The 22,231-nt window shown below is 72.4% G+C and carries 18 protein-coding genes; 14 read left to right on the forward strand and 4 right to left on the reverse strand.

The window, feature by feature from the left end; all coding sequences use genetic code 11:
• Positions 1-94 precede the first annotated feature (94 nt).
• On the forward strand, positions 95-685 hold the full coding sequence (locus ACFY30_RS25760; protein WP_390847504.1) for a TetR/AcrR family transcriptional regulator: 591 nt from the start codon (positions 95-97) through the stop codon (positions 683-685).
• A gap of 626 nt (positions 686-1,311) precedes the next feature.
• On the opposite strand, the gene ACFY30_RS25765 is transcribed toward ACFY30_RS25760, so the two are convergent.
• A complete protein-coding gene (locus ACFY30_RS25765; protein ID WP_390847505.1) occupies positions 1,312-2,520 on the reverse strand; it encodes a PucR family transcriptional regulator in 1,209 nt (402 codons plus the stop codon).
• A 143-nt stretch (positions 2,521-2,663) separates the two neighbouring features.
• Between ACFY30_RS25765 and ACFY30_RS25770 the strand changes: the two genes are divergently transcribed.
• The 4 genes from ACFY30_RS25770 to ACFY30_RS25785 all read left to right on the forward strand — a co-directional run bounded on the left by ACFY30_RS25770 (position 2,664) and on the right by ACFY30_RS25785 (position 6,069).
• Complete coding sequence (locus ACFY30_RS25770) at positions 2,664-3,590, forward strand: proline dehydrogenase family protein (protein WP_390847506.1); 927 nt, start codon at positions 2,664-2,666, stop codon at positions 3,588-3,590.
• Positions 3,591-3,641: 51 nt separating this feature from the next.
• Positions 3,642-5,273 (forward strand): L-glutamate gamma-semialdehyde dehydrogenase, encoded by a 1,632-nt coding sequence (gene pruA / locus ACFY30_RS25775; RefSeq protein WP_390847507.1) that lies wholly within the window; start codon positions 3,642-3,644, stop codon positions 5,271-5,273.
• 87 nt (positions 5,274-5,360) lie between these two features.
• The gene (locus ACFY30_RS25780) at positions 5,361-5,711 is read left to right on the forward strand and encodes an alpha/beta fold hydrolase (RefSeq protein WP_390847508.1); all 351 of its coding nucleotides are present in this window, start codon (positions 5,361-5,363) and stop codon (positions 5,709-5,711) included.
• A gap of 223 nt (positions 5,712-5,934) precedes the next feature.
• Positions 5,935-6,069, forward strand: coding sequence for a hypothetical protein (locus ACFY30_RS25785; protein ID WP_390661376.1), 135 nt, complete (start codon positions 5,935-5,937; stop codon positions 6,067-6,069).
• 60 nt (positions 6,070-6,129) lie between these two features.
• On the opposite strand, the gene ACFY30_RS25790 is transcribed toward ACFY30_RS25785, so the two are convergent.
• Positions 6,130-7,677, reverse strand: a complete 1,548-nt coding sequence (locus tag ACFY30_RS25790; protein WP_390847509.1) for a purple acid phosphatase family protein — start codon at positions 7,675-7,677, stop codon at positions 6,130-6,132.
• Between the two features lie 142 nt (positions 7,678-7,819).
• Between ACFY30_RS25790 and ACFY30_RS25795 the strand changes: the two genes are divergently transcribed.
• From ACFY30_RS25795 to cimA, 8 genes are all read left to right on the forward strand, one after another.
• Complete coding sequence (locus tag ACFY30_RS25795; protein ID WP_390847510.1) at positions 7,820-8,863, forward strand: 3-isopropylmalate dehydrogenase; 1,044 nt, start codon at positions 7,820-7,822, stop codon at positions 8,861-8,863.
• 248 nt (positions 8,864-9,111) lie between these two features.
• On the forward strand, positions 9,112-10,200 hold the full coding sequence (locus ACFY30_RS25800; RefSeq protein ID WP_390824657.1) for a branched-chain amino acid aminotransferase: 1,089 nt from the start codon (positions 9,112-9,114) through the stop codon (positions 10,198-10,200).
• A 169-nt stretch (positions 10,201-10,369) separates the two neighbouring features.
• Positions 10,370-11,044 (forward strand): urease subunit gamma, encoded by a 675-nt coding sequence (ureA, locus tag ACFY30_RS25805; protein ID WP_390847512.1) that lies wholly within the window; start codon positions 10,370-10,372, stop codon positions 11,042-11,044.
• A gap of 3 nt (positions 11,045-11,047) precedes the next feature.
• Positions 11,048-12,718, forward strand: a complete 1,671-nt coding sequence (locus ACFY30_RS25810) for an urease subunit alpha (protein WP_390847513.1) — start codon at positions 11,048-11,050, stop codon at positions 12,716-12,718.
• A 27-nt stretch (positions 12,719-12,745) separates the two neighbouring features.
• The gene (locus tag ACFY30_RS25815) at positions 12,746-13,795 is read left to right on the forward strand and encodes an agmatine/peptidylarginine deiminase (RefSeq protein ID WP_390847514.1); all 1,050 of its coding nucleotides are present in this window, start codon (positions 12,746-12,748) and stop codon (positions 13,793-13,795) included.
• Positions 13,796-13,804: 9 nt separating this feature from the next.
• Entirely contained in the window at positions 13,805-14,041 is a 237-nt protein-coding gene (locus ACFY30_RS25820; RefSeq protein WP_390847515.1) for a hypothetical protein, read from the forward strand.
• A complete protein-coding gene (locus ACFY30_RS25825; RefSeq protein ID WP_390847516.1) occupies positions 14,038-14,637 on the forward strand; it encodes a TetR/AcrR family transcriptional regulator in 600 nt (199 codons plus the stop codon). The genes ACFY30_RS25820 and ACFY30_RS25825 overlap by 4 nt, the downstream gene beginning before the upstream one ends.
• 283 nt (positions 14,638-14,920) lie before the next feature.
• Positions 14,921-16,534, forward strand: a complete 1,614-nt coding sequence (gene cimA / locus ACFY30_RS25830) for a citramalate synthase (protein ID WP_390847517.1) — start codon at positions 14,921-14,923, stop codon at positions 16,532-16,534.
• A 3-nt stretch (positions 16,535-16,537) separates the two neighbouring features.
• Here cimA and ACFY30_RS25835 read toward each other — a convergent pair whose 3' ends face one another.
• Positions 16,538-17,143, reverse strand: coding sequence for a GPP34 family phosphoprotein (locus tag ACFY30_RS25835; RefSeq protein ID WP_390847518.1), 606 nt, complete (start codon positions 17,141-17,143; stop codon positions 16,538-16,540).
• Between the two features lie 57 nt (positions 17,144-17,200).
• The gene (locus tag ACFY30_RS25840) at positions 17,201-19,072 is read right to left on the reverse strand and encodes a ricin-type beta-trefoil lectin domain protein (RefSeq protein ID WP_390847519.1); all 1,872 of its coding nucleotides are present in this window, start codon (positions 19,070-19,072) and stop codon (positions 17,201-17,203) included.
• A 135-nt stretch (positions 19,073-19,207) separates the two neighbouring features.
• Between ACFY30_RS25840 and ACFY30_RS25845 the strand changes: the two genes are divergently transcribed.
• Positions 19,208-22,219 (forward strand): glycoside hydrolase family 3 N-terminal domain-containing protein, encoded by a 3,012-nt coding sequence (locus tag ACFY30_RS25845; protein ID WP_390847520.1) that lies wholly within the window; start codon positions 19,208-19,210, stop codon positions 22,217-22,219.
• Positions 22,220-22,231: the final 12 nt, after the last annotated feature.

Here is a 22,231-nt window from a genome sequence, read left to right on the forward strand (position 1 = left end):
CAGTGACTGTACGGGCGTATTAAACGCTTGTCTAGAACGATTGTATAAGTCGTTCGTATAGGACGGGTGTATGGATCGACGGTAGGGTGAGGGCATGGGACACCGTGAGGATCTGCTCGAAGGCGCGAAGCGCTGCCTGCTGGAGAAGGGGTTCCTGCGCACGACGGCGCGGGACATCGTCAAGGAGTCGGGGACCAACCTGGCGTCGATCGGCTACCACTACGGATCGAAGGACGCGCTGCTGGTGCAGGCGTACGTCTCCCTGGTGGAGAGCGCCGGCGACGAGTTCGACCCGGGATGGGGCGCGGGCGGCACGGTGACGGCGCCCCCCGGGTCACTCGAGCGCTTCGAGGAGGTGTGGACGAGCATCATCGGCTCGTTGCCGCGCACCCGGGCGGTCTGGCTGCTGAGCTTCGAGCTCATCGTGCAGGGCGACCGGCTCCCCGAGGTGCGCAAGCTGCTGGCCGAGGCGCAGGAGCAGGGCCGCTCGGGCATCGTCCCCATGTTCAGCGGCGTCCCGGAGGAGGAGCTCGACCAGGAGACGGTCGACACGCAGGGCCGCTTCTACCAGACCCTCCTCAACGGGCTCATGGTCCAGTGGCTCTTCGACCCGGACTCGGCGACCGACGCGACACAGCTCACCGAGGGGCTGCGCCGGGTGATCGCGGGCGCCACGAAGAACTGACCCACCCACCGGCGTGGCGACCGCCTGCCTGGCGTGGCGACCGCCTGTCCGGCGTGGCGACCGCCTGCCTGGCGTGGCCGGCCGCTCGCCCGGCGTGGGACCGCCCCTGAGCGTGCCGATCGCCTGCCCGGCGCGTGTCGCCGCCCGTCCGGCATGCCGGACGCCTGCCCGGCGTGCCGCCCCTCGGGCGTGCCGATCGCCGGCCTGGCGTGTCGGCAGCCTGTCCGGCATGGCGACCGCCTGCCTGGTGTGGCGACCGCCCACCGGGCTGCCGCCCACCGGGCGTGCCGATCGCCCGTCTGGCGTGCTGGCCGCCTGCCCGGCCTGCAGGCTGCCTGTCCCGGTCGCATGTCCGGCGTGGCGACCGCCTGTCCGGCGTGCCGACCTCCCACCCGGCGTGCCGCCCTCCCACCCGGCGTGCCGCCCTCCCACCCGGCGTGCCGCCCACCCGGCGTGCCGACCGCTCACCCGGCGTGGCGATCCGGCCGCCGGGGAGGTCCGTACCGGCCGCCGGGGAGGCCGTTCCGTCCGCCGGGAGGAGCCGTTCCGTTCGCCGGGGAGGGCCCGCCCGTAGGAGAGGGCCGTGCCGTTCGCCGCTCTCGTCATCGCGGGGGTGCCCGCGGGTCTCAGGGCAGGCGGGCGGTCTTGAGGGCCATGTGCAGGAGCAGTCGGTCCTCCCCGTCGGCCAGGTCCAGTCCCGTCAGCTGCTCCACCCGCGACAGCCGGTAGTACAGCGTCTGCCGGTGGATGCCCAGTTCCGCCGCGGCCCGGCCCGCCTGGCCCGCCCGGTCGAGGTAGACCTCGGCGGTGCGGGCGAGTTCACGGTGGGCGGGGGAGAGCAGGGCCCGTACGGCGGGGTCACGGGCGGTGTCCCGGGAGAGCGAGGTCAGCAGCCGGAACGGGCCGATCGACGCCCACTGGGCGACGGGACCGAGCCGCGGTTCCGCGAGCGCCGCCCGGGCCGAGGCCCACGCCTCCTGCCATGCCGCGCCCAGCCCGGCGAGGCCGGCCCGCCCGGCGGCGACGCCCGCCGCGGACGCGTCCGCCCGCTCCAGCAGCCGCCCCGCCACGGCCGTCGCCGGCGTCGGCACGTCCGTCGAGCGCAGCCGCACCAGCACCGCCAGGCACCGCCCGGCCTCCCCCCACGGCACCGTGCACAGCGCGGTCGCCCCCGGCAGCGTGCGCAGGGAGGGGACGTCGTCCGGGCCGGCGGACGGCCAGGGGGCCACGCAGACCACCGTGTGCGGGCCGTCCGCGCGGGCGCCGAGCGCGGTGCGCAGCTCCGCCACCGCCATGTCGCGCGGCCAGCCCCGCTCGGCGGTCAGCACCGCCCGCAGCTCCCGGGTGAGGTCGGCGCCGTGCTGGGCCTCGTCCGCGAGCAGCGCGCCGATCCGCACGGTCACCTCCATCGCCGCCGCCAGCTGGGCGTCCGAGGGTCCGGGCTCGTCGTCGAGGAGCCACACATAGCCGAGGACGACCCCCCGGTGCCGTACGGGAAGACAGACGCGGCCCCGGTACACACCCGCCTCCGGGGTCGGCGGGATGCGGACCGGGCCGGTGGCGCGGGTGATGCCGAATCCCTCGAACCAGGTGCGCACGGCCGCCGTCGAACGCCGGGTCAGGATCGAGCGGGCCCGCACCGGGTCCAGCGCGGACGCGTCCAGCTCGCCCTCGCTGTCGTACGCGCCGAAGGCGATCAGCTCGAAGTCCCGGTTCTCCAGGGTCGCGGGGGCGCCGAGCAGCTCCGAGATCTCGTCGACCAGCTCCTGGTAGTCACCTTTGAAATCCGACGTCACCCGGCCATTCTCACCCAGTCCCGCAGGACCTTCATACATATGTCTGAGATCTGCGGCACGAATGCGTGACAGCTGTCGATGGCCGACGATCGGAGGGATCCTTAACTTTCACGGTGGTTCTCCGTGCCGTTCCCGAATCGTCGGGCAGCGGCCTCGTATGGGTTGGTATGTGGAGGTGCCCCGTGCTGGGTCCCGTGATTCTCGCCGCGTCGCGCAGCGACCGGATGCGACGCCTGATCTCGGCGGCCCCGGTGACCAAGCAGGTCGTCGACCGCTTCATCCCGGGCGAGACCGTCGACGACATCGTGCCGATCGTCGAGAACCTCACGGGCCGGGGCCTGGAGCTGACGATGGACGTCGTCGGCGAGGACATCACCACCCCCGAGCAGGCCACCGCCGCCCGCGACGCCTACCTCGCCCTGATCGACCGCCTGAAGGAGCTCGACCTCGGCGAGCGCGTCGAGATGTCCGTCAAGCTGTCGATGTTCGGCCAGGCGCTCCCCGGCGGGCACGAGCTGGCGCTCGCCAATGTCCGGCCCGTCGTCGAGGCGGCCGCCGCCATCGGCACGACCGTCACCCTGGACGCCGAGGACCACACCACCCTCGACTCGATGTTCGCCATCCACGAGGAGCTGCGGAAGGACTTCCCGCAGACCGGCTGTGTCATCCAGGCCTACCTCTTCCGCACCGAGGCCGACGCCCGCCGCCTCGCCGCGAGCGGCAGCCGCGTACGGCTCGTGAAGGGTGCCTACAAGGAGCCCGCCGAGGTCGCCCACCAGCAGAAGCACGAGATCGACCGGGCGTACGTCCGGATCCTGAGGACGCTGATGGAGGGCGAGGGATATCCGATGATCGGCTCCCACGACCCGCGCCTGATCTCCATCGCTCAGGAGCTCGCCCGCAAGGCGGGCCGCAAGCTCGACGAGTACGAGTTCCAGATGCTGTACGGCATCAGGAGCGAGGAACACCTCCGGCTCGCCGCCGAGGGCCACCGCATGCGCGTCTACACCGCCTACGGCACCGACTGGTACGGCTACTTCATGCGCCGTCTCGCGGAGAAGCCCGCCAACCTGCGGTTCTTCGTCCGCAGCATGATCACCAAGGGCTGAGCCCGCACCCCCTTCCGCCCGCCCCCCGCTCAGTAAGGAGTCACGGAACTCATGGACGCTGTGACCCAGGTCCCCACCCCCGTCAACGAGCCGGTGCGCGGCTACGCCCCCGGCTCGCCCGAGCGCGCCCGGCTGGAGGCCAAGCTCAAGGAGCTGGCCGACAACCCGGTCGACCTGCCCTGCACCATCGGCGGCGAGAAGCGGATGGGCGGCGGTGACGCGTTCGAGGTGGTCCAGCCGCACAACCACCGGGCCGTCCTCGGCACTTACCGCAACGCCACCCAGCAGGACGCCCGGGACGCGATCGATGCGGCCCTCGCCGCCGCGCCCGCGTGGCGTGCGATGTCCTTCGACGACCGCGCCGCGATCATCCTGCGCGCCGCCGAGCTGCTGGCCGGTCCCTGGCGCGAGACGCTGGCCGCCTCCACCATGCTGGGCCAGTCCAAGACCGTCCAGCAGGCCGAGATCGACACCCCCTGCGAGCTGGTCGACTTCTGGCGGTTCAACGTCCACTACGCCCGGCAGATCCTGGCCGAGCAGCCCCCGGCCAACTCGCCGGGCGTCTGGAACCGCCTCGACCACCGCCCGCTGGAGGGCTTCGTCTACGCGATCACGCCGTTCAACTTCACCGCGATCGCGGGCAACCTGCCCACCGCCCCCGCCCTCATGGGCAACGTCGTCGTCTGGAAGCCCTCGCCGACCCAGACCCACGCCGCCGTGCTCCTCATGCAGCTGCTGGAGGAGGCCGGTCTCCCCAAGGGCGTCATCAACCTCGTCACCGGCGACGGCATCGCCGTCTCCGAGGTCGCCCTGGAACACCGCGACCTCGCCGGCATCCACTTCACCGGCTCGACGAAGACCTTCCAGTACCTGTGGAAGACGGTCGGCGCCAACATCGAGAAGTACCGCTCCTACCCGCGCCTGGTCGGCGAGACCGGCGGCAAGGACTTCGTCGTCGCCCACCCGAGCGCCGACCGCGCGGTCCTGAAGACGGCCCTCACCCGGGGCGCCTTCGAGTACCAGGGCCAGAAGTGCAGCGCGACCTCCCGCGCCTACATCCCGGCCTCGCTCTGGAACTCCGGCTTCAAGGAGGAGTTCGCGGCCGAGGTCGAGCACCTGAGCATGGGTGACGTCACCGACCTCTCCCACTTCATCGGCGCCGTCATCGACGAGCGCGCCTTCGCCAAGAACAAGGCCGCCATCGACCGCGCCAAGGCCGACCCGGCCTGCACGATCGTCGCCGGCGGCTCCTACGACGACTCCGTCGGCTGGTTCGTCCGCCCGACCGTCATCGAGTGCGGCGACCCGGAGAACGAGGTCTTCACCACCGAGTACTTCGGTCCCGTCCTCGCCGTGTACGTCTACGAGGACGAGAAGTACGACGAGATGCTGACCCAGATGGAGTCGGTGTCGGACTACGCCCTGACCGGCTCGGTCATCTCGGGCGACCGCGCCGCGACCGCGTACACGATGGAGAAGCTGCGCTACGCGGCCGGCAACTTCTACATCAACGACAAGTCGACCGGCGCCGTCGTCGGCCAGCAGCCCTTCGGCGGCGGCCGTGCCTCCGGCACGAACGACAAGGCCGGCGCCCCGCAGAACCTCACCCGCTGGACGCTGACCCGCGCCATCAAGGAGACGCTGGTCGCGCCGACCGACTACACCTACCCGCACATGGGCTGAGCCGCCGGCCGCCCCCGCACGGACGGGCCGGGTCTGTCACGGACCCGGCCCGTCCGGCACACTGGCGCCCGTGACCGGGAGCGGGCCGTGGTCCAGTGGTCGGTCGAGTTCGGGGACCGCGCGCGGGCCCCGGAGCCGGCCGGGCGCATGGCCGACCCCTGGTTCGGGATCAACCCCGCGTGCAGCAGGGCTCTCGACGAGGAACGCGAGCGGGCCTGGGGCACCCCCGGACCGAAGGCCGCCTGCCGGGCCCTCGCCGTCCCCGTGCCGATCGTCGACGGCGCCCGGGACATCCGCCCGCGCTCGGCGGTGGACTCCCTGGCCCGGGCGCTGCCCGAGGGGCGCCGGCTGGTTCTGCCCGATGCCGGTCACCTGCCCTGGGCCGAGGAGCCCGGGCGTTTTCGGGAAGCGGTGATCTCCCTGGTCAGAGGGGTGTGACGCAGTGCACCGTCTCAGATAGTAGGAAGTCCGAGTAATTGTGGAGACAGGCGCGGGCTCCTCCCTTACGTTTGTAGGAGCCGAACGTCTCGCTCGATCCAGCGAATGGCGGTCGTGAGCCGGGCCCCGCGCAGGCAACCCCTGCGGCCCGCCGCTCCCCGCCCCTCCGGCGTCTCGTAACCCTTTCCGTACTCCCTGGTGTTGTCGAAGGAGTCGATTTCCCATGGCCGAGACGACCGTCCGCCGCCGAGTCCGTCACGTCTCCCGTACGAGCGAGTCCGACCGCAAGCAGGCCGCCGCCGCCCTCCAGCGCGCCCTCGACCGCCGTGACAACGGCGGTGAGACCGGCCACCTGTAGGCCGCCCACAGTCCGGGAGCCGCACCCGCACGGGGCGCGGCGCGGGTCCCGACCGGGACGTCAGGACCCGCGCCGCACCTCGAAACGGTCGATGCGCCGGCCGCCCGAGGCGAGCGCCGAGACCGTCAGCCGCGCCGACGGCCCGCCGACCGCCTCCACCGTGAGGAACGAGAACCCCCGGTAGCGCACCCGCGACCACTCCACCGTCTCCGGTGCCCTCTCGCGTGAACGCGTCCAGTGGAAGGTGTCCACCGCGTCGCGGTCGCGGACACGACCCTCGTAGCTCTCGGGCACGCCCGCCGGGAATCCGTACAGATCACGGCCGCCGCCGCCCGCCGTGACATACACGGTCCCGTCCCGCGCCGGGTCGACGGACGCGCCCACCGGCACCGTACGGCCCACCCGTCCGCCCTTCAGGGCGTCCGTGCGCTCGTACACGTGATTGTGGCCGTTGACCACCAGGTCCACCTGGTACCGGTCGAACAGCGGCTGCCACCGCGCCCGCACCCCGCCGTCGGAGGCGTGCGTGGAGGTCGAGTAGGCGCAGTGGTGGAAGAAGACGACGACGAAGTCGACGTTCCCGTCGGCGCGCAGCGCGCTCAGCGTCCGCCGCAGCCAGGCCGTCTGCCGGCCCTCGGTGTACCCGAGATTTGCGGGGATCTCGTACGACACGTCGTTGGCGTCCAGAGCCACCACGCCCACGTTGCCGTAGGTGAACGTGTACGCGCCCGGGGCCGTGCGCGGGTCGAAGCCGGTGTCCGGGAGGGAGAAACGGGCCAGCTGGCCGCCGTAGCCGTCGGGGGAGTACCAGGCCTCCATGTCGTGGTTGCCGGTCGTCACCATCCACGGCACGGATCGCGCCACCGGCTCGCTCTGCCGCAGGAAGGCGTCCCAGGCGGTCGGGTCGTAGCCGTCCGTCGTCCTGCCCTGCCCGGTGCCGTCCGCGTAGCAGATGTCGCCCGCGTGGAGGTGGAAGGCGGGGTCGGCCTCCAGCAGCAGCCGGTCGACCGCGGCCGCCGCCCGGCCCACGCCCTGGTCGCCGAACGCGGTGAACACGAACCGCTCGGCTCCGGACGGTGCCGTGCGGAAGGAGGCGATCGTGGCGCGTCGGCCGGCGTCGGCCGGGTCGAAACCCTCGTGGCCGACGCCGTAGTAGTACGTCGTGCCGGGCAGGAGCGCGTCCAGGGACGCGTGCACGTAGTACTGCTCGACGGCCGCGCGCACTCCGTCGACGCCGGGCGTGCGCAGGACACGCACCTCGGCCGGCACCTTGCCGCCCAGCTCGTCCGCGCGGGTGCCGAGGCGGACGTACGGTGCGCGCACCGGGGCCGGGACCTGCCAGGAGATCCGCATCCGGGTGCGCGGGTCGGAACCGAAGGCGAGATGGCGGCCGAAGGGGACGACCGTGGAACCGGCGGACGGGCTCGCCGTCGGTGCCGTACGCGCCCGCGGGCTCCCCGCGCAGCCGGTGAGCAGGCCGCCCGCCACCGCCCCCGCCGTCACCAGGGTGCGGCGCCTGGACGGGTGGGTGCGCAGGTACGCGTACTGCTCCGCCATGCTCATGCCGCGGGCGAGCCGGGGCGGGATGCCGACGTCCGGTGTGTCCATGCGGAGAACCTTCCCGGCCGCCGCAACGCCCGTCCTGCGTACGGGTGAACGCCGTCCGAAGGGAGCGCGCCCGTCCTCCGTCCGGGTGTCCGGATGGCGGACGGCGTGTGTCATTCCATGGGACCAGGAGTACGGTGCCGACATGTCTCGCAGCATCAATCTCGCAGTGATTCCCGGTGACGGCATCGGCCAGGAGGTCGTGGCCGAAGGTCTGAAGGTCCTCTCCGCCGTCCTTCCGCAGGATGTGAAGCTGGAGACCAAGGAGTACGACTTCGGCGCCAAGCGCTACCACGCCACCGGTGAGACCCTCACCGACGCCGACCTCGACGCGCTGAAGCAGCACGACGCCATCCTGCTCGGTGCCATCGGCGACCCGTCGGTCCCGTCCGGCGTCCTCGAGCGCGGCTTCCTGCTCAAGCTCCGCTTCGCCTTCGACCACCACGTCAACCTGCGGCCGAGCAAGCTGCTGCCCGGCGTGGCCACGCCGCTGGCCGGCGAGCCGCAGATCGACTTCGTCGTGGTCCGCGAGGGCACCGAGGGCCCGTACACCGGCAACGGCGGCACCATCCGCAAGGGCACCGAGCACGAGGTCGCCACCGAGGTGTCCGTGAACACGGCCTTCGGTGTCGAGCGCGTCGTCCGCGACGCCTTCGCCCGCGCCCAGGCCCGCCCGCGCAAGAAGCTCGCCCTGATCCACAAGAACAACGTGCTGACCTTCGCGGGTCACCTGTGGACCAATGTCTTCAACAAGGTCGCCGCGGAGTTCCCCGAGGTCACCACCGAGTACATGCACGTCGACGCGGCGACCATCTACCTGGTCACCCAGCCCGAGCGCTTCGACGTCATCGTCACCGACAACCTGTTCGGCGACATCATCACCGACCTCGCCGCGGCCGTCTCCGGCGGCATCGGCGTCGCGGCCTCCGGCAACATCAACCCGAGCGGCGCGTTCCCGTCCATGTTCGAGCCCGTCCACGGCTCGGCCCCGGACATCGCCGGCCAGGGGAAGGCCGACCCCACCGCCACGGTCCTGTCCGTCGCCCTCCTCCTGCGCCACCTCGGCTACGACACCGAGGCCGTCCGCATCGAGGAGGCGGTCTCCGCCGACCTCGCGGAGCGCACCGGCAAGCCCGCCCGCAGCACGTCCGAGATCGGTGACGCGCTCTCCGTACGAGTAGCCGGCTGACCCCGCGCCACTCGAAACCCTTCGAAGCCGCCGGGTCGCATCCGCACCCGGCGGCTTCCGCATGTCCCCCGCCGGGTGCCACCATCATCCCCGGGTCGCTGTCACGCCGTTTTCTTCCTCGGATCCCGCTTGCGATAATCGAACGCGGAGCCGCGGAATGAGGCAATGCTCGGACGTCCCCGCACTGGCCGCCGGCCGTACGGGCGTGAGCGCGGCCCGTCACTACAACCGGTGAAGGACAACCACTCATGACGACGCCCACGATCGAGCTCAAGCCCTCCGCCAGCCCCACCGCCGCCGCCGAGCGGGAGGCGGTCCTGGCGAACCCCGGGTTCGGCCGCCACTTCACCGACCACATGGTGACGATCAAGTGGACCGAGGGCCGCGGCTGGCACGACGGCCAGCTCGTCCCCTACGCGCCGATCCCGCTCGACCCGGCGACCAACGTCCTGCACTACGCCCAGGAGATCTTCGAGGGTCTCAAGGCCTACCGCCGCCCCGACGGGTCCGTCGCCACCTTCCGCCCCGACCAGAACGCCCGGCGCTTCCAGCGCTCCGCCCGCCGCCTCGCGATGCCCGAGCTGCCCGTCGAGACCTTCATCGAGGCCTGTGACGCGCTGGTGGCCCAGGACAAGGACTGGGTGCCCGCGCACGGCGGCGAGGAGTCCCTGTACCTGCGCCCCTTCATGATCGCGACCGAGGTCGGCCTCGGTGTGAAGCCGGCCAACGAGTACCTGTTCCTCGTCATCGCCTCCCCGGCCGGCGCCTACTTCCCGGGCGGCGTGAAGCCCGTCTCCATCTGGGTCTCCGAGGACCACGTCCGCGCCGTCCCCGGCGGCATGGGCGACGCCAAGACCGGCGGCAACTACGCCGCATCCCTCCTCGCCCAGGCAGAGGCCGCCGCGCAGGGCTGCGCCCAGGTCTGCTACCTCGACGCGGTCGAGCGCAAGTGGGTCGAGGAGCTCGGCGGCATGAACCTGTACTTCGTGTACGGCAACAAGATCATCACGCCGTCGCTGACCGGCTCCATCCTGGAGGGCGTCACCCGTGACTCCCTGCTCACGGTCGCCCGTGACCTCGGCTACGAGGCCGAGGAGGGCCGCGTCTCCGTCGACCAGTGGCAGCGCGACTCGGAGAACGGCACCCTGACCGAGGTCTTCGCCTGCGGCACCGCCGCCGTGATCACCCCGGTGGGCACGGTCAAGCGCACCGGCGGCGAGTGGCAGCAGTCGGGCGGTGAGCCCGGCGAGGTCACCCTCAGGCTCCGCCAGGCCCTGCTGGACATCCAGCGCGGGACGGCCGAGGACAAGCACGGCTGGATGCACCCGCTGGGCTGACCGGCGCGCACGCCAGGCAGGGGCCGCCCCGGACCCGGGTCCGGGGCGGCCCCTTTTCGTTTCCCTCATTTAGAGTGTCGCTCAAAAGATCCTGGAAGTGACTTCCGCTCTTACCCGTAGAAGTTTAGAGTGGCGCTCTAAAGCATCGAGCGAACGGAGGTGCGCCGTCGTGCGACTCACCCCCACGGAACGAGACCGGCTGCTGCTCTTCGGCGCCGCCGAGCTGGCCCGGGCCCGCCGGGCCCGGGGCCTCAGGCTCAACGTCCCGGAGGCGACCGCGCTCATCGCGGACACCGTCTGCGAGGCCGCCCGCGACGGCGCCCGGCTCGCCGAGGCGATCGAGCGCGCCCGCTCGGTCCTCGGGCCCGACGACGTCCTGCCGGGGGTGGCGGACGTCGTCACCGAGGTGCACGTCGAGGCCGTCTTCGACGACGGCTCGCGGCTCGCGGTCGTCAGCGACCCGATCGGGGCAGGGCTCGGAGACCGGGGCCCCGGCGCCCTGCTGCCGGGCCCCGCGCACACCGAGCCCGAGGCGGCCGTCCGGCTGACGGTCACCAACACCGCCGCCGTGCCCGTCTCCGTCACCTCCCACTTCCACTTCTTCGAGGCCAACCCGCGGCTCGACTTCGCGCGGGAGCGGGCCTACGGCATGCGGCTCGCCGTCCCGGCCGGGTCGTCCGTGCGGTTCGGGCCGGGGGAGAGCGCCGAGGTCGGGCTGGTGCCGATCGGGGGCGGGCGCGTCGCGATCGGGTTCGCCGGGCTGGTCGACGGACCCCTCGACGCGCCGGGGGCGAAGACGGAAGCCCTGCGCCGGGCCGCCGCCTGCGGATACCTGGGGGCCTGAGCGATGGATCCCCACGAGTACGCCTCCGTGCACGGCCCGCGCGCCGGTGACCGCATCCGCCTCGGCGACTCGGGTCTCGTCGTCCGCGTCGAGTCCGACTCCCAGCGCCACGGCGACGAGTTCCTCACCGGATTCGGCAAGACCGCCCGCGACGGTCTGCACCTCAAGGCCGCCGCCGTCCGCGCGACCTGTGACGTCGTGATCAGCAACGTGGTGGTGATCGACGCCGTCCTCGGCATCCGCAAGGTGTCCGTCGGCATCCGTGAGGGGCGCGTCCACGCGATCGGACGGGCCGGGAACCCCGACACCCTCGACGGGGTCGACGTCGTCGTCGGCACGGGCACCTCCATCGTGTCCGGCGAAGGGCTGATCGCCACCGCCGGAGCCGTCGACACCCACGTCCATCTGCTGTCGCCGCGCATCATGGAGGCCTCCCTCGCCTCCGGCGTGACCACGATCATCGGACAGGAGTTCGGCCCGGTGTGGGGCGTCGGCGTCAACTCGCCCTGGGCCCTGCGGCACGCCTTCGGCGCCTTCGACGCCTGGCCCGTCAACATCGGCTTCCTCGCCCGGGGTTCGTCGTCCGACGGGGCACCCCTGACCGAGGCGCTGGCCGAGGGCGGCGCGTCCGGCTTCAAGGTGCACGAGGACATGGGCGCCCACACCCGCGCCCTGGACACCGCCCTGCGGGTCGCCGAGGAACACGACGTCCAGGTCGCCCTGCACAGCGACGGGCTGAACGAGTGCCTGTCCGTCGAGGACACCCTGCGGGTCCTGGAGGGCCGCACGGTCCACGCCTTCCACATCGAGGGCTGCGGCGGCGGACACGTGCCCAACGTGCTGAAGATGGCGGGCGTCCCGAACGTCATCGGCTCCTCCACCAACCCCACCCTGCCCTTCGGCCGGGACGCCGTCGCCGAGCACTACGGCATGATCGTCTCCGTCCACGACCTGAAGACCGACCTGCCCGGCGACGCCGCCATGGCCCGCGACCGCATCCGCGCCGGGACCATGGGCGCCGAGGACGTCCTGCACGATTTGGGCGCGATCGGCATCACCTCGTCCGACGCGCAGGGCATGGGCCGGGCGGGCGAGACCGTCCGGCGCACCTTCGCCCTGGCCGGGAAGATGAAGGCCGAACGCGGCGCCCCGGACGACCACGACAACGAGCGCGTCCTGCGGTACATGGCCAAGCTGACCATCAACCCGGCCATCGCCCACGGCCTCTCCCACGAGGTCGGCTCGATCGAGCCCGGCAAGCTCGCCGACATCGTGCTGTGGCGCCCGGAGTACTTCGGCGCCAAGCCGCAGCTCGTCCTCAAGGCCGGTTTCCCGGCGTACGGCGTGGTCGGCGACCCCAACGCCGCGACGGACACCTGTGAACCCCTCGTCCTCGGACCGCAGTTCGGGGCGTACGGCGCCACACCCGCCGACCTCTCCGTCGCCTTCGTCGCGCAGGCAGCCCTCGACCAGGGCGGCGACCGGATGCCGACCCGCCGCCGCAGGGTCGCCGTGCGCGGCACCCGCGGCATCGGTCCGGCCGACCTGCGCCTCAACTCCCGTACCGGAGCGGTGGACGTCGACCAGCGCACCGGCCTGGTCACCCTCGACGGCGAGCCGCTGCGCTCCGGGCCGGCCGAGTCCGTCTCCCTGAACCGCCTCTACTTCTTCTAGACGTCACAGCCTCCGAGGACCGCCGAGATGAACACCCCCGCCGCCGACGGCTTCCGCATGCCCGCCGAGTGGGCCCCGCACGACCGCACCTGGATGGCGTGGCCGGGCCCCAACCCCACCTTCGCCGACGGCGACGACCTGGCCGCGGCCCGAGCCGCCTGGGCGCGGGTCGCCCGCACGGTCCGCCGCTTCGAGCCGGTCACGGTGGTGTGCGGGCCGGGGCAGTCGGCACAGGCCGCCTCCCTGCTGGGCGACGGCGTCCAGGTGGTCGAACGCGACCTCGACGACGCCTGGATGCGCGACATCGGCCCCACCTTCCTGACCGGCGCCCACGGCGAACTCGCCGCCGTCGACTGGACGTTCAACGGCTGGGGCGCCCAGGACTGGGCCCGCTGGGAGCACGACGCGAAGATGGCCGCGCACGTGGCCGACCTCGCGGGGGCGCGGACCTACGCCTCGAAGCTGGTCAACGAGGGCGGCGCGATCCATGTCGACGGCGAGGGGACGGTCCTGCTGACGGACACCGTCCAGCTCGGCCCGGAACGCAACCCCGGCTGGACCCGCGAGGAGGCCGAGGCCGAGATCCACGCCATGCTCGGCACCCGCAAGGCGATCTGGCTGCCGCGCGGCCTCACCGCCGACTATCCCCCGCACGGCTTCGGCACCCTCGGCCATGTCGACATCGTGGCCGCGTTCGCCCGCCCGGGCGTCGTGGTCGCCCACCACCAGCCCGACCCGGCGCACCCAGACCACGAGGTGACCAAGGAGGTCATCGGCATGCTGCGCGCCCGGACCGACGCGCGCGGCCGCCGGCTGGAGGTCGTCGAGGTCCCCGCCCCGACCGTGCTGGAGGCCGACGGCCACTGGGCCGACTACTCCTACATCAACCACTACCTCTGCAACGGCGGAGTCGTCCTGTGCGGCTTCGACGACCCGCGCGACGAGATCGCGGCCGGCATCTTCCGCCGGCTGTTCCCCGGGCGGGCGGTGACGCTGGTCGACGCCCGGACGATCTTCGCCGGCGGGGGCGGCATCCACTGCGTCACCCAGCAGCAGCCGAGGGCCGGGGTCAGGTAGAACGTACGGGTGAACGTGCTGACCTGCGCCACCTGCGGAAGACGGCTGACCGAGCCGGTCCGGCGACTCGACGAGATGCCCGCCCACCCCGGCCGGGACGGCCTCCCCGGTCCGGGCGGCCGGTCCGCGATCAGCCAGGTGTGCGGGTGCGGGGCCGAGGTCGCCGTCGTGGCCGCCGGCCGCGCGGGCGGCCACGAGACCCGGCTCGGCCCGGACGCCGCCGTGCGCGGGGAGGCGGCCGCGTGACCACCCGGCGCCGCACCCCCGCCCCGCCCCGTGACCAGCTCCTCGCCGCCGCCATGACGATGATCGCCGAACGCGGTCTGGAGAAGCTCACCATGGCCGCGCTCGGCCGCGAGGTCGGCATGAGCAGCGGCCACCTCCTCTACTACTTCCACTCCAAGGACGAGCTCCTCCTGCAGACCCTGGAGTGGAGCGAGGGCCGGCTGGGCACCGAGCGGGCCCGGCTGCTGACCCGGCCCGCGAGCGCCCGGGAGCGGCTCGACGCGTACGTCGACCTGTACGTCCCCGACGGGCACCGCGACCCGCACTGGACGCTGTGGCTGGAGGTCTGGAACCGCTCGCAGAACGCCGACAGCGCGGCCCGCGACCGCCAGGCCGCCATCGAGGGCGCCTGGCACCGCGACCTGGTGGCCCTTGTGGCGGAGGGGATCTCCGCCGGCGAGTTCCGCCGGGTGGACGCCGACCGTTTCGCGGCCCGGCTGCGGGCGCTGCTGGACGGTTTCTCCATCCACGTGGCGATCGGGCTGCGCGGCACCGGCCGGGAGCAGGTGCTCGCGCACGTCCGTGAGTTCCTCGAGACGTCGCTGCTCGCATCCTGAGACGCCCGGCTCACGGCGGGACGGCTTGTGCCAGACTGCCCCCGTGCTCTCGTTCGCCACGATTATTGGCAGCAGGCGCGCCGGTCCGCAGTGACCACCACGTACGACCAGGTACGGGTGGCCACCGTCGTCCTCGACCCGCGCGCAGACCTCTCGCACCCGCGAGAGGTTTTTCGCTTTTCTGGCCCACCCGCAGCCGGGAGCGAGCGCACGGAGGACCATGGGGACGGTGGAGCCGGTCAATCCGGTAAGACCGAAGATCCACAACAGGAGCCTTGAGACCATGACCGAGACGGCAACCAGCGAGCTCGACGACTCGTTCCACGTCTTCGACACCACCCTGCGCGACGGCGCCCAGCGGGAGGGCATCAACCTCACCGTCGCCGACAAGCTCGCGATCGCACGGCACCTGGACGACTTCGGCGTCGGCTTCATCGAGGGCGGCTGGCCCGGCGCCAACCCGCGCGACACCGAGTTCTTCGCCCGCGCCCGGCAGGAGATCGACTTCCGGCACGCCCGGCTGGTCGCCTTCGGCGCGACGCGCCGGGCGGGCGCGAAGGCGGCCGACGACCCGCAGGTCAAGGCGCTCCTGGACTCCGGCGCCGACGTCATCACCCTCGTCGCCAAGTCCCACGACCGGCACGTGGAACTGGCGCTGCGCACCACGCTGGACGAGAACCTGGAGATGGTCAGGGACACCGTCGCCCATCTCCGCGAGCAGGGCCGCCGGGTCTTCGTGGACTGCGAGCACTTCTTCGACGGCTACCGCGCCAACCCGGAGTACGCGAAAGCGGTCGTCCGGGCGGCCTCCGAGGCCGGCGCGGACGTGGTGATCCTCTGCGACACCAACGGCGGCATGCTCCCGGCGCAGGTGCAGGCGGTGGTCTCGACGGTGCTCGCCGACACGGGCGCCCGGCTGGGCATCCACGCCCAGGACGACACCGGCTGCGCGGTGGCCAACACCCTCGCCGCGGTGGACGCGGGCGCGACCCACGTCCAGTGCACGGCGAACGGCTACGGCGAGCGCGTCGGCAACGCGAACCTGTTCCCGGTCGTCGCCGCCCTGGAGCTGAAGTACGGCAGGAAGGTGCTCCCCGAGGGCCGCCTGCGCGAGATGACGCGGATCTCGCACGCGATCGCGGAGGTCGTGAACCTCACCCCCTCCACCCACCAGCCGTACGTCGGCGTCTCGGCCTTCGCCCACAAGGCCGGCCTGCACGCGTCGGCGATCAAGGTCGACCCGGACCTGTACCAGCACATCGACCCCGAGCTGGTCGGCAACACCATGCGCATGCTGGTGTCCGACATGGCGGGCCGGGCGTCGGTCGAGCTCAAGGGCAAGGAACTCGGCATCGATCTGGGCGGCGACCGCGAGCTGGTCGGGCGGGTCGTCGAGCGCGTCAAGGAGCGCGAGCTCAAGGGCTACACCTACGAGGCGGCCGACGCGTCCTTCGAGCTGCTGCTGCGCACCGAGGTGCAGGGCGGCAAGCCGCTGCGCTACTTCGAGGTCGAGTCCTGGCGGGCCATCGTCGAGGACCGCCCCGACGGCACCCACGCCAACGAGGCCACCGTGAAGCTCTGGGCCAAGGGCGAGCGCATCGTCGCCACGGCGGAGGGCAACGGCCCGGTGAACGCCCTCGACCGGGCCCTGCGGGTGGGGCTGGAGAAGATCTACCCCTCGCTGGCCACGTTCGACCTGGTCGACTACAAGGTCCGCATCCTGGAGGGCGTCCACGGCACCGAGTCCACCACCCGCGTCCTGATCTCCACGGCCGACGGGACGGGGGAGTGGTCCACGGTGGGCGTGGCGGAGAACGTCATCGCGGCTTCCTGGCAGGCCCTGGAGGACGCGTACACCTACGGCCTGCTGCGGGCGGGCGTGCAGCCGGCGGAGTGACCCTCACGGGGCCCGCCAGACGTTGTCGAAGGCGGCGTCCTCGATGCGCCGCCGCTGGCGTACCCCCTCCAGCTCGGTCAGCGCGCCGTTGACGGCCGCCAGTACGGTCAGCACCGCGTCGTCGGCCGGGCCCCCGGGCGCCTCGGCCGCTCCCTCGGGGATGTCCAGGGCGGCCGCGAGACCGACGAGCACGGGCTCGCGGGACGCCCAGCGGTCCGCTGCCCGACGCCGGCCCGGTGAGTCGGCCGGGGCGGGGTGCCCGCTCCGGCCGAACAGCCGGCGGAGGCCGGACGTGCCCGGGTGCTCCTCCGCCTCCACCGCGCCGGCATAGGCCGAGGCCAGTCCGTTCCCCCGGCGCCACAGCCAGTCCTCGACGGACTCGTACGGGGCCTGCCGGACGAGCGCCGCCCCGGCCTCGTCCAGCAGGCGGTCGCCGGTGGCCGGGACCAGGCCGGGCACGATGCGGTCGTCGTCCAGCGCGACGGCCTCGAGGGCGAGCAGGTCGGCCAGTTCGGCGCCCGCCAGGGCGAGCGACAGGTCGCCCTGTTCCACGGGACGGCCGGACGGCACGTCCAGGGAGACGATCAGCAGATCCCGCGCTGTGGTCATGTCGGACTCCCTCTCGGTTTCCCCCATCCTCCCCCCGTCACCGGCCCGCGGCACGCCCTATCGCAGGGACCACTTCTGGTTCGCCGCACCCGTGCACGACCAGATCTGTGCCCGTGCCCCGTTCACCGGGGAGTTGTCCGTCACGTCGAGGCACCTGTTCGCGGCGAGGTTCACCACGTCCCCGGTGGCGGCGTTGTACGACCATCGCTGGGCACCGGTCCCGTTGCAGCCGTACACCTGCACCTTGGCCCCGTCCGCCGTCGAACCCGACGTCACGTCAAGGCACTTGCCGAGGGCCCGGACCGACCCGTCGGCCGCGACGGTCCACTTCTGGGCGGCCGTCCCGTTGCAGTCGTAGAGCTGCACGGGCGTACCGTCGGCGCTCGAACCCCCGGCGACGTCGAGGCACTTGCCGGCCGGCCCCACGAAGGAGCCGGCGGTGGCGCCGCCGCCCGACGGGGTGCCGGACCAGGTGAAGGTGGCCGAGGTCCGGCCGGGCAGCGAGTACGTCGCGTGCTGGGAACCCCAGTTGACCGTCACCGTGCGCGCCGTGGTCGCGTCGTTGTACGCGATCAGCGCCTTGGAGCCGTCCGGGTTGCGCCACGCCACGTTCGGCACGGCCGACGACGCCGTGGAGGCGATCCGCCGGGCGCCGGGCCGGACGAACTTCGTCAGATGGCCCATCGTGTAGTACTCGACCGTGTAGTCGACGGTCCCGCTCGCCGCGTCCCCGTGGTGCACGGTGATCAGCCCGGTGCACGTCCCGCAGCCGCCGTTGTGCGGGCCCCGGTTCTGGTCCACGGCCAGCGACCACTTGGTCACCGACTTCGCCCAGTTCCGTGTGTGGTTCACGATGTCGAGCATGTCCTCGCGCTGCTGGTGCGCGATCCACGTCCCGCCCGAGTGCTCGGTGCCGAACGCGTCCAGCTGCGGATACCGGTCGTGGACGGTCGTCTGCTCGGTGACGTCACCGCCGTATCCGTGCCAGGCGATCCCGCCGAAGTTGGGATGCGAGCGCACCGCCGCGTCGTCCACGGTCTGCGCGGCGTACGCGGCGTACACGTCCCAGTTCCAGTCGTGCGCGAGCACCTTCGTGGACAGCCCCGCCGCCGCGAGCTTCGGCAGCAGTTCGTTCTTCGTGAAGTAGGCCAGCCCGGACGCGTTCCAGCTCATCGACGGATAGCCCGAGCAGCAGGTCGGCTCGTTCTGCGCGGTCACGTACGCCACCGGCACCCCCTGGTCCCGGTACGCCTGGAGGTACTTCACGAAGTACGACGCGTAGGCCCCGTAGTACTCCGCCTTCAGCCAGCCGCCGTTGAGCTGCCCGCTGTCCTTCATCCAGGCGGGCGCCGTCCACGGCGAGGCCATCACGGTCAGGGACGGGTTGAGCCGGAGCGCCTCCCGGGTCAGGGGCAGGACGTCCGCGAGGTCGTGCGCGAGGGAGAACCGGGCCAGCGAGGGGTCCGTCCCTCCCGCCGGGACGTCGTCGTACGTGTATCCGAACCGCGCCAGGTCCGAGGCCCCCATCGGGTTGCGCAGGAACGACAGCCCGATGCCCTCCGCCGGTGAGAACAGCTTGCGCATCGTCGCGTCCCGGGTGGCCTGCGACAGCGCCCCGCTGCCGTTCATCAGCCAGGCCGCGGTGTCCGTGAAGGACGCGCCGCCGCCGGTGAAGGTCTGGTATCGGGTGTTCTCGTCGACGGTGATGTTCTCGCCGCCGCCCCCGGTGCCGGGCTGGAAGGCGAACGGCGTCTGGGCCTGGAGCCCGCGTACGACGTGGCGCCCGTCGTCGTCGTCGGTGGTGGTCAGCCAGACGCCGACCTGTTCGCCGGCGGCCTGTGCGGGAGGCGCCGCCGCGGTGAGGCCGGCCGTGGCGGAGAGCAGCGCGGCCAGCAGCAGCCGGACGGCGGATTTCCTGGCAGGTTCCATGGTGCGTCGCCCTTCCTGACGAGACTGACGAGACGTCTTGACGGGTCTGCGCGCCGTTAGTTAACTCACGGCATGATCTAAGTCATGAGTGAACCGTGGGAGCCCCGAGTGAACCAGAGAGCCGAGGGAAGGTCCATGCACAGAACCGCCCTGCTCGTCTCCACCGCCCTGTTCGCCGCCCTGCTGTCCCCGACCGCCGTCCGGGCGGCCGCCGACCCCGCGCCCGTCCCGGTCGACCGCTTCGAGGGCGAGGTCCCCTTCGCCGCCCAGCCCGCCGAGGGCATCTTCACCTGGGGCAGCGACGCCGACGACCCGCCCGCGCTGCGGCTGGCCGACCGCACCGACGCCCCCGAGGGCGGGAAGGTCCTCACCGGGACCTATGACATCAGCGGCTGGGGCGGCTTCACCCACGACTACGCCGCCACCGGACCCGCCCGTGACTGGTCCGCCCACCGGGGCGTCCGCTTCTGGTGGGAGGGGCGCGGCGACGGCCGCGTCATCGCCTTCGAGATCAAGGACGGCGGTGCCCACGGCGAGGCCTCCGAGCTGTGGACGACGTCCTTCACCGACGACTTCACCGGCTGGAAGCAGATCGAGATCCCCTTCACCGACTTCCGCTACCGCACCGACTACCAGCCGGTCGGCGGCATCGACCAGGTCCTCGGGCTGACGCAGATGTGGGGGTACGCGCTCACCCTCCCCGCCGGCACCCGGGGCGACTTCGCCCTGGACGGCGTCGAGCTGTACGGCCGGGCCGACCAGTCCGTGCGCGCCTCCGTCACCACCGACGCGGCCGTGTACCCGGTCGACGAGGGCGGCACGGCGACGGTCCGGGTCACCCTGGCCACCACCGGCTCGGCCCCGGTCGACGAGCCCGTGACGGTGGCGTACGAGACGGCCGGCGGCACCGCCGAGCCCGGGCGGGACTACACGCCGGCCGGCGGCACCCTCACCTTCCCCGCGGGCACCGCCTCCGGCACGACCCGCACGATCCGGGTCCCCACCCTGAAGGACAGGACCGCCGAGGCCGCCGAGACGGTCCCGCTGAGACTCACCGTCACCGGTGCCAAGGCCCCCGCCGAGAATCCGCAGGTCGTCGTCGACGCGCACGGACTGCCGTACCTGGACAGCAGGTTGCCGGTGCGCAAGCGCGTCGCCGACCTGCTCTCCCGGATGTCCCTGGCGGAGAAGGCGGGCCAGATGACCCAGGCCGAGCGCGGCGCGCTGACCGCCCCGGGCGACATCGCCGCCCACGACCTCGGCTCCCTCCTGTCCGGCGGCGGCTCGACCCCCACGCCCAACACCCCCGGGGCATGGGCGAAGATGATCGACGCCTTCCAGCTCCGGGCGCAGGCCACGCGGTTCCAGATCCCGCTGATCTACGGTGTCGACGCCGTGCACGGCCACAACAACCTGGTCGGCGCCACCGTCATGCCGCACAACATCGGCATCGGCGCCACCCGCGACCCCGGGCTCGCCCGGCGGACCGGCGAGGTGACCGCCGCCGAGGTCCGCGCCACCGGCGTCCCCTGGGACTTCGCCCCCTGTCTCTGTGTCACCCGCGACGAACGCTGGGGCCGCTCCTACGAGTCCTTCGGCGAGGACCCGGCGCTCGTGGAGTCCATGGAGACCGTGATCCAGGGGCTCCAGGGGCGGGCCGACGGACGGGACCTGAAGCGCGACGACAAGGTCCTCGCCACCGCCAAGCACTTCGTCGGCGACGGCGGCACCACCTACGGCTCCTCCACCACCGGCACGTACACCATCGACCAGGGCGTCACCGAGGTCACCCGGCAGCAGCTGGAGGCCGTCCACTTGGCGCCGTACCAGGAGGCGGTCGACCGCGGCGTCGGCACGGTCATGCCCTCGTACTCCTCCCTCGACCTCGCCGGCGACGGCCGCGGACCGGTGAAGATGCACGCCCGCGCCGACATGATCAACGGCGTGCTCAAGGGCCGGATGGGCTTCGACGGCTTCGTCATCAGCGACTGGGCGGCCATCGACCAGCTCCCGGGCGACTACGCCTCCGACGTCCGTACGTCGGTCAACGCCGGCCTCGACATGATCATGGTCCCGTACGCCTACAAGGACTTCACCAAGACGCTGATCAGCGAGGTGACGGCGGGCCGGATCAGTGAGCGCCGGATCGACGACGCCGTCTCCCGGATCCTCACCCAGAAGTTCCGGCTCGGCCTCTTCGAGCACCCGTACGCCGACACCACCGGCGCCGCACGGATCGGCTCCCCGGCGCACCGGGCCGTGGCCCGGCAGGCCGCTGCCGAGTCCCAGGTGCTGCTGAAGAACGCGGGCGGGGTGCTGCCGCTGCGCGGGAACCAGAAGGTCTACGTCGCCGGCTCCGACGCCGACGACATCGGCAACCAGACCGGCGGCTGGACGGTCACCTGGCAGGGTGCGTCCGGGAACACCACGCCCGGGACGACGATCCTGGACGGCATGCGGAAGGCCGGCGGCGACATCACGTACTCCGAGGACGCCTCCGCCCCCCTCACCGGCCACGACGTGGGAGTGGTCGTCGTCGGCGAGACCCCCTACGCCGAAGGCGTCGGCGACGTCGGCAACGGCCACGACCTGGAACTGAGCCCGGCCGACCGGGCGGCCGTGGACAAGGTGTGCGCGGCGATGAGGTGCGTGGTGCTGATCGTCTCCGGACGCCCCCAGCTGATCGGCGACCGGCTCGGCGCGATCGACGCCCTCGTCGCCTCCTGGCTGCCGGGCACGGAGGGCGACGGCGTGGCCGACGTCCTCTACGGCAGGCGCCCCTTCACCGGGCAGCTGCCCGTCACCTGGCCCCGCTCCGAGGCCCAGCTGCCGATCAACGTCGGCGACGCGGCATACGATCCGCAGTTCCCGTACGGCTGGGGCCTGACGACGCTGACGAAGGTGCCGGAGGGCGGCGCGGCGACGCTGCGGGCGCTCGCCGCCGCGGCCAGGGGCGCCGAACGGGCCGGGACCGACGCCGTCGGCCGCGCCCTGGTCACCAAGGCGCGTCTGATCGTCCAGCGCAAGGCGGGTCAGGACATCACGGCGGCCCTGGCGAAGCCCTTCGCCGCGGCGGACCGTCTGCTGCTCACCGGACGGTACGGGGCGGCGGTGGCGAAACTCGAGCAGGCCTACCGGGCAGGGTGACCGTTTTGGGAG

The organism is Streptomyces sp. NPDC000345, from assembly GCF_042898825.1.
In the GTDB taxonomy this organism is placed as follows: domain Bacteria; phylum Actinomycetota; class Actinomycetes; order Streptomycetales; family Streptomycetaceae; genus Streptomyces.

Bases quoted from the DNA above. Each gene is read 5' to 3' on its own strand.
- ACFY30_RS25760 (WP_390847504.1), top strand. From the start codon at position 95: ATGGGACACCGTGAGGATCTGCTCGAAGGCGCGAAGCGCTGCCTGCTG.
- ACFY30_RS25765 (WP_390847505.1), bottom strand. From the start codon at position 2,520: ATGTATGAAGGTCCTGCGGGACTGGGTGAGAATGGCCGGGTGACGTCG.
- pruA (WP_390847507.1), top strand. From the start codon at position 3,642: ATGGACGCTGTGACCCAGGTCCCCACCCCCGTCAACGAGCCGGTGCGC.
- ACFY30_RS25785 (WP_390661376.1), top strand. From the start codon at position 5,935: ATGGCCGAGACGACCGTCCGCCGCCGAGTCCGTCACGTCTCCCGTACG.
- ACFY30_RS25790 (WP_390847509.1), bottom strand. From the start codon at position 7,677: ATGGACACACCGGACGTCGGCATCCCGCCCCGGCTCGCCCGCGGCATG.
- ACFY30_RS25795 (WP_390847510.1), top strand. From the start codon at position 7,820: ATGTCTCGCAGCATCAATCTCGCAGTGATTCCCGGTGACGGCATCGGC.
- ACFY30_RS25800 (WP_390824657.1), top strand. From the start codon at position 9,112: ATGACGACGCCCACGATCGAGCTCAAGCCCTCCGCCAGCCCCACCGCC.
- ACFY30_RS25810 (WP_390847513.1), top strand. From the start codon at position 11,048: ATGGATCCCCACGAGTACGCCTCCGTGCACGGCCCGCGCGCCGGTGAC.
- ACFY30_RS25815 (WP_390847514.1), top strand. From the start codon at position 12,746: ATGAACACCCCCGCCGCCGACGGCTTCCGCATGCCCGCCGAGTGGGCC.
- cimA (WP_390847517.1), top strand. From the start codon at position 14,921: ATGACCGAGACGGCAACCAGCGAGCTCGACGACTCGTTCCACGTCTTC.
- ACFY30_RS25835 (WP_390847518.1), bottom strand. From the start codon at position 17,143: ATGACCACAGCGCGGGATCTGCTGATCGTCTCCCTGGACGTGCCGTCC.
- ACFY30_RS25840 (WP_390847519.1), bottom strand. From the start codon at position 19,072: ATGGAACCTGCCAGGAAATCCGCCGTCCGGCTGCTGCTGGCCGCGCTG.
- ACFY30_RS25845 (WP_390847520.1), top strand. From the start codon at position 19,208: ATGCACAGAACCGCCCTGCTCGTCTCCACCGCCCTGTTCGCCGCCCTG.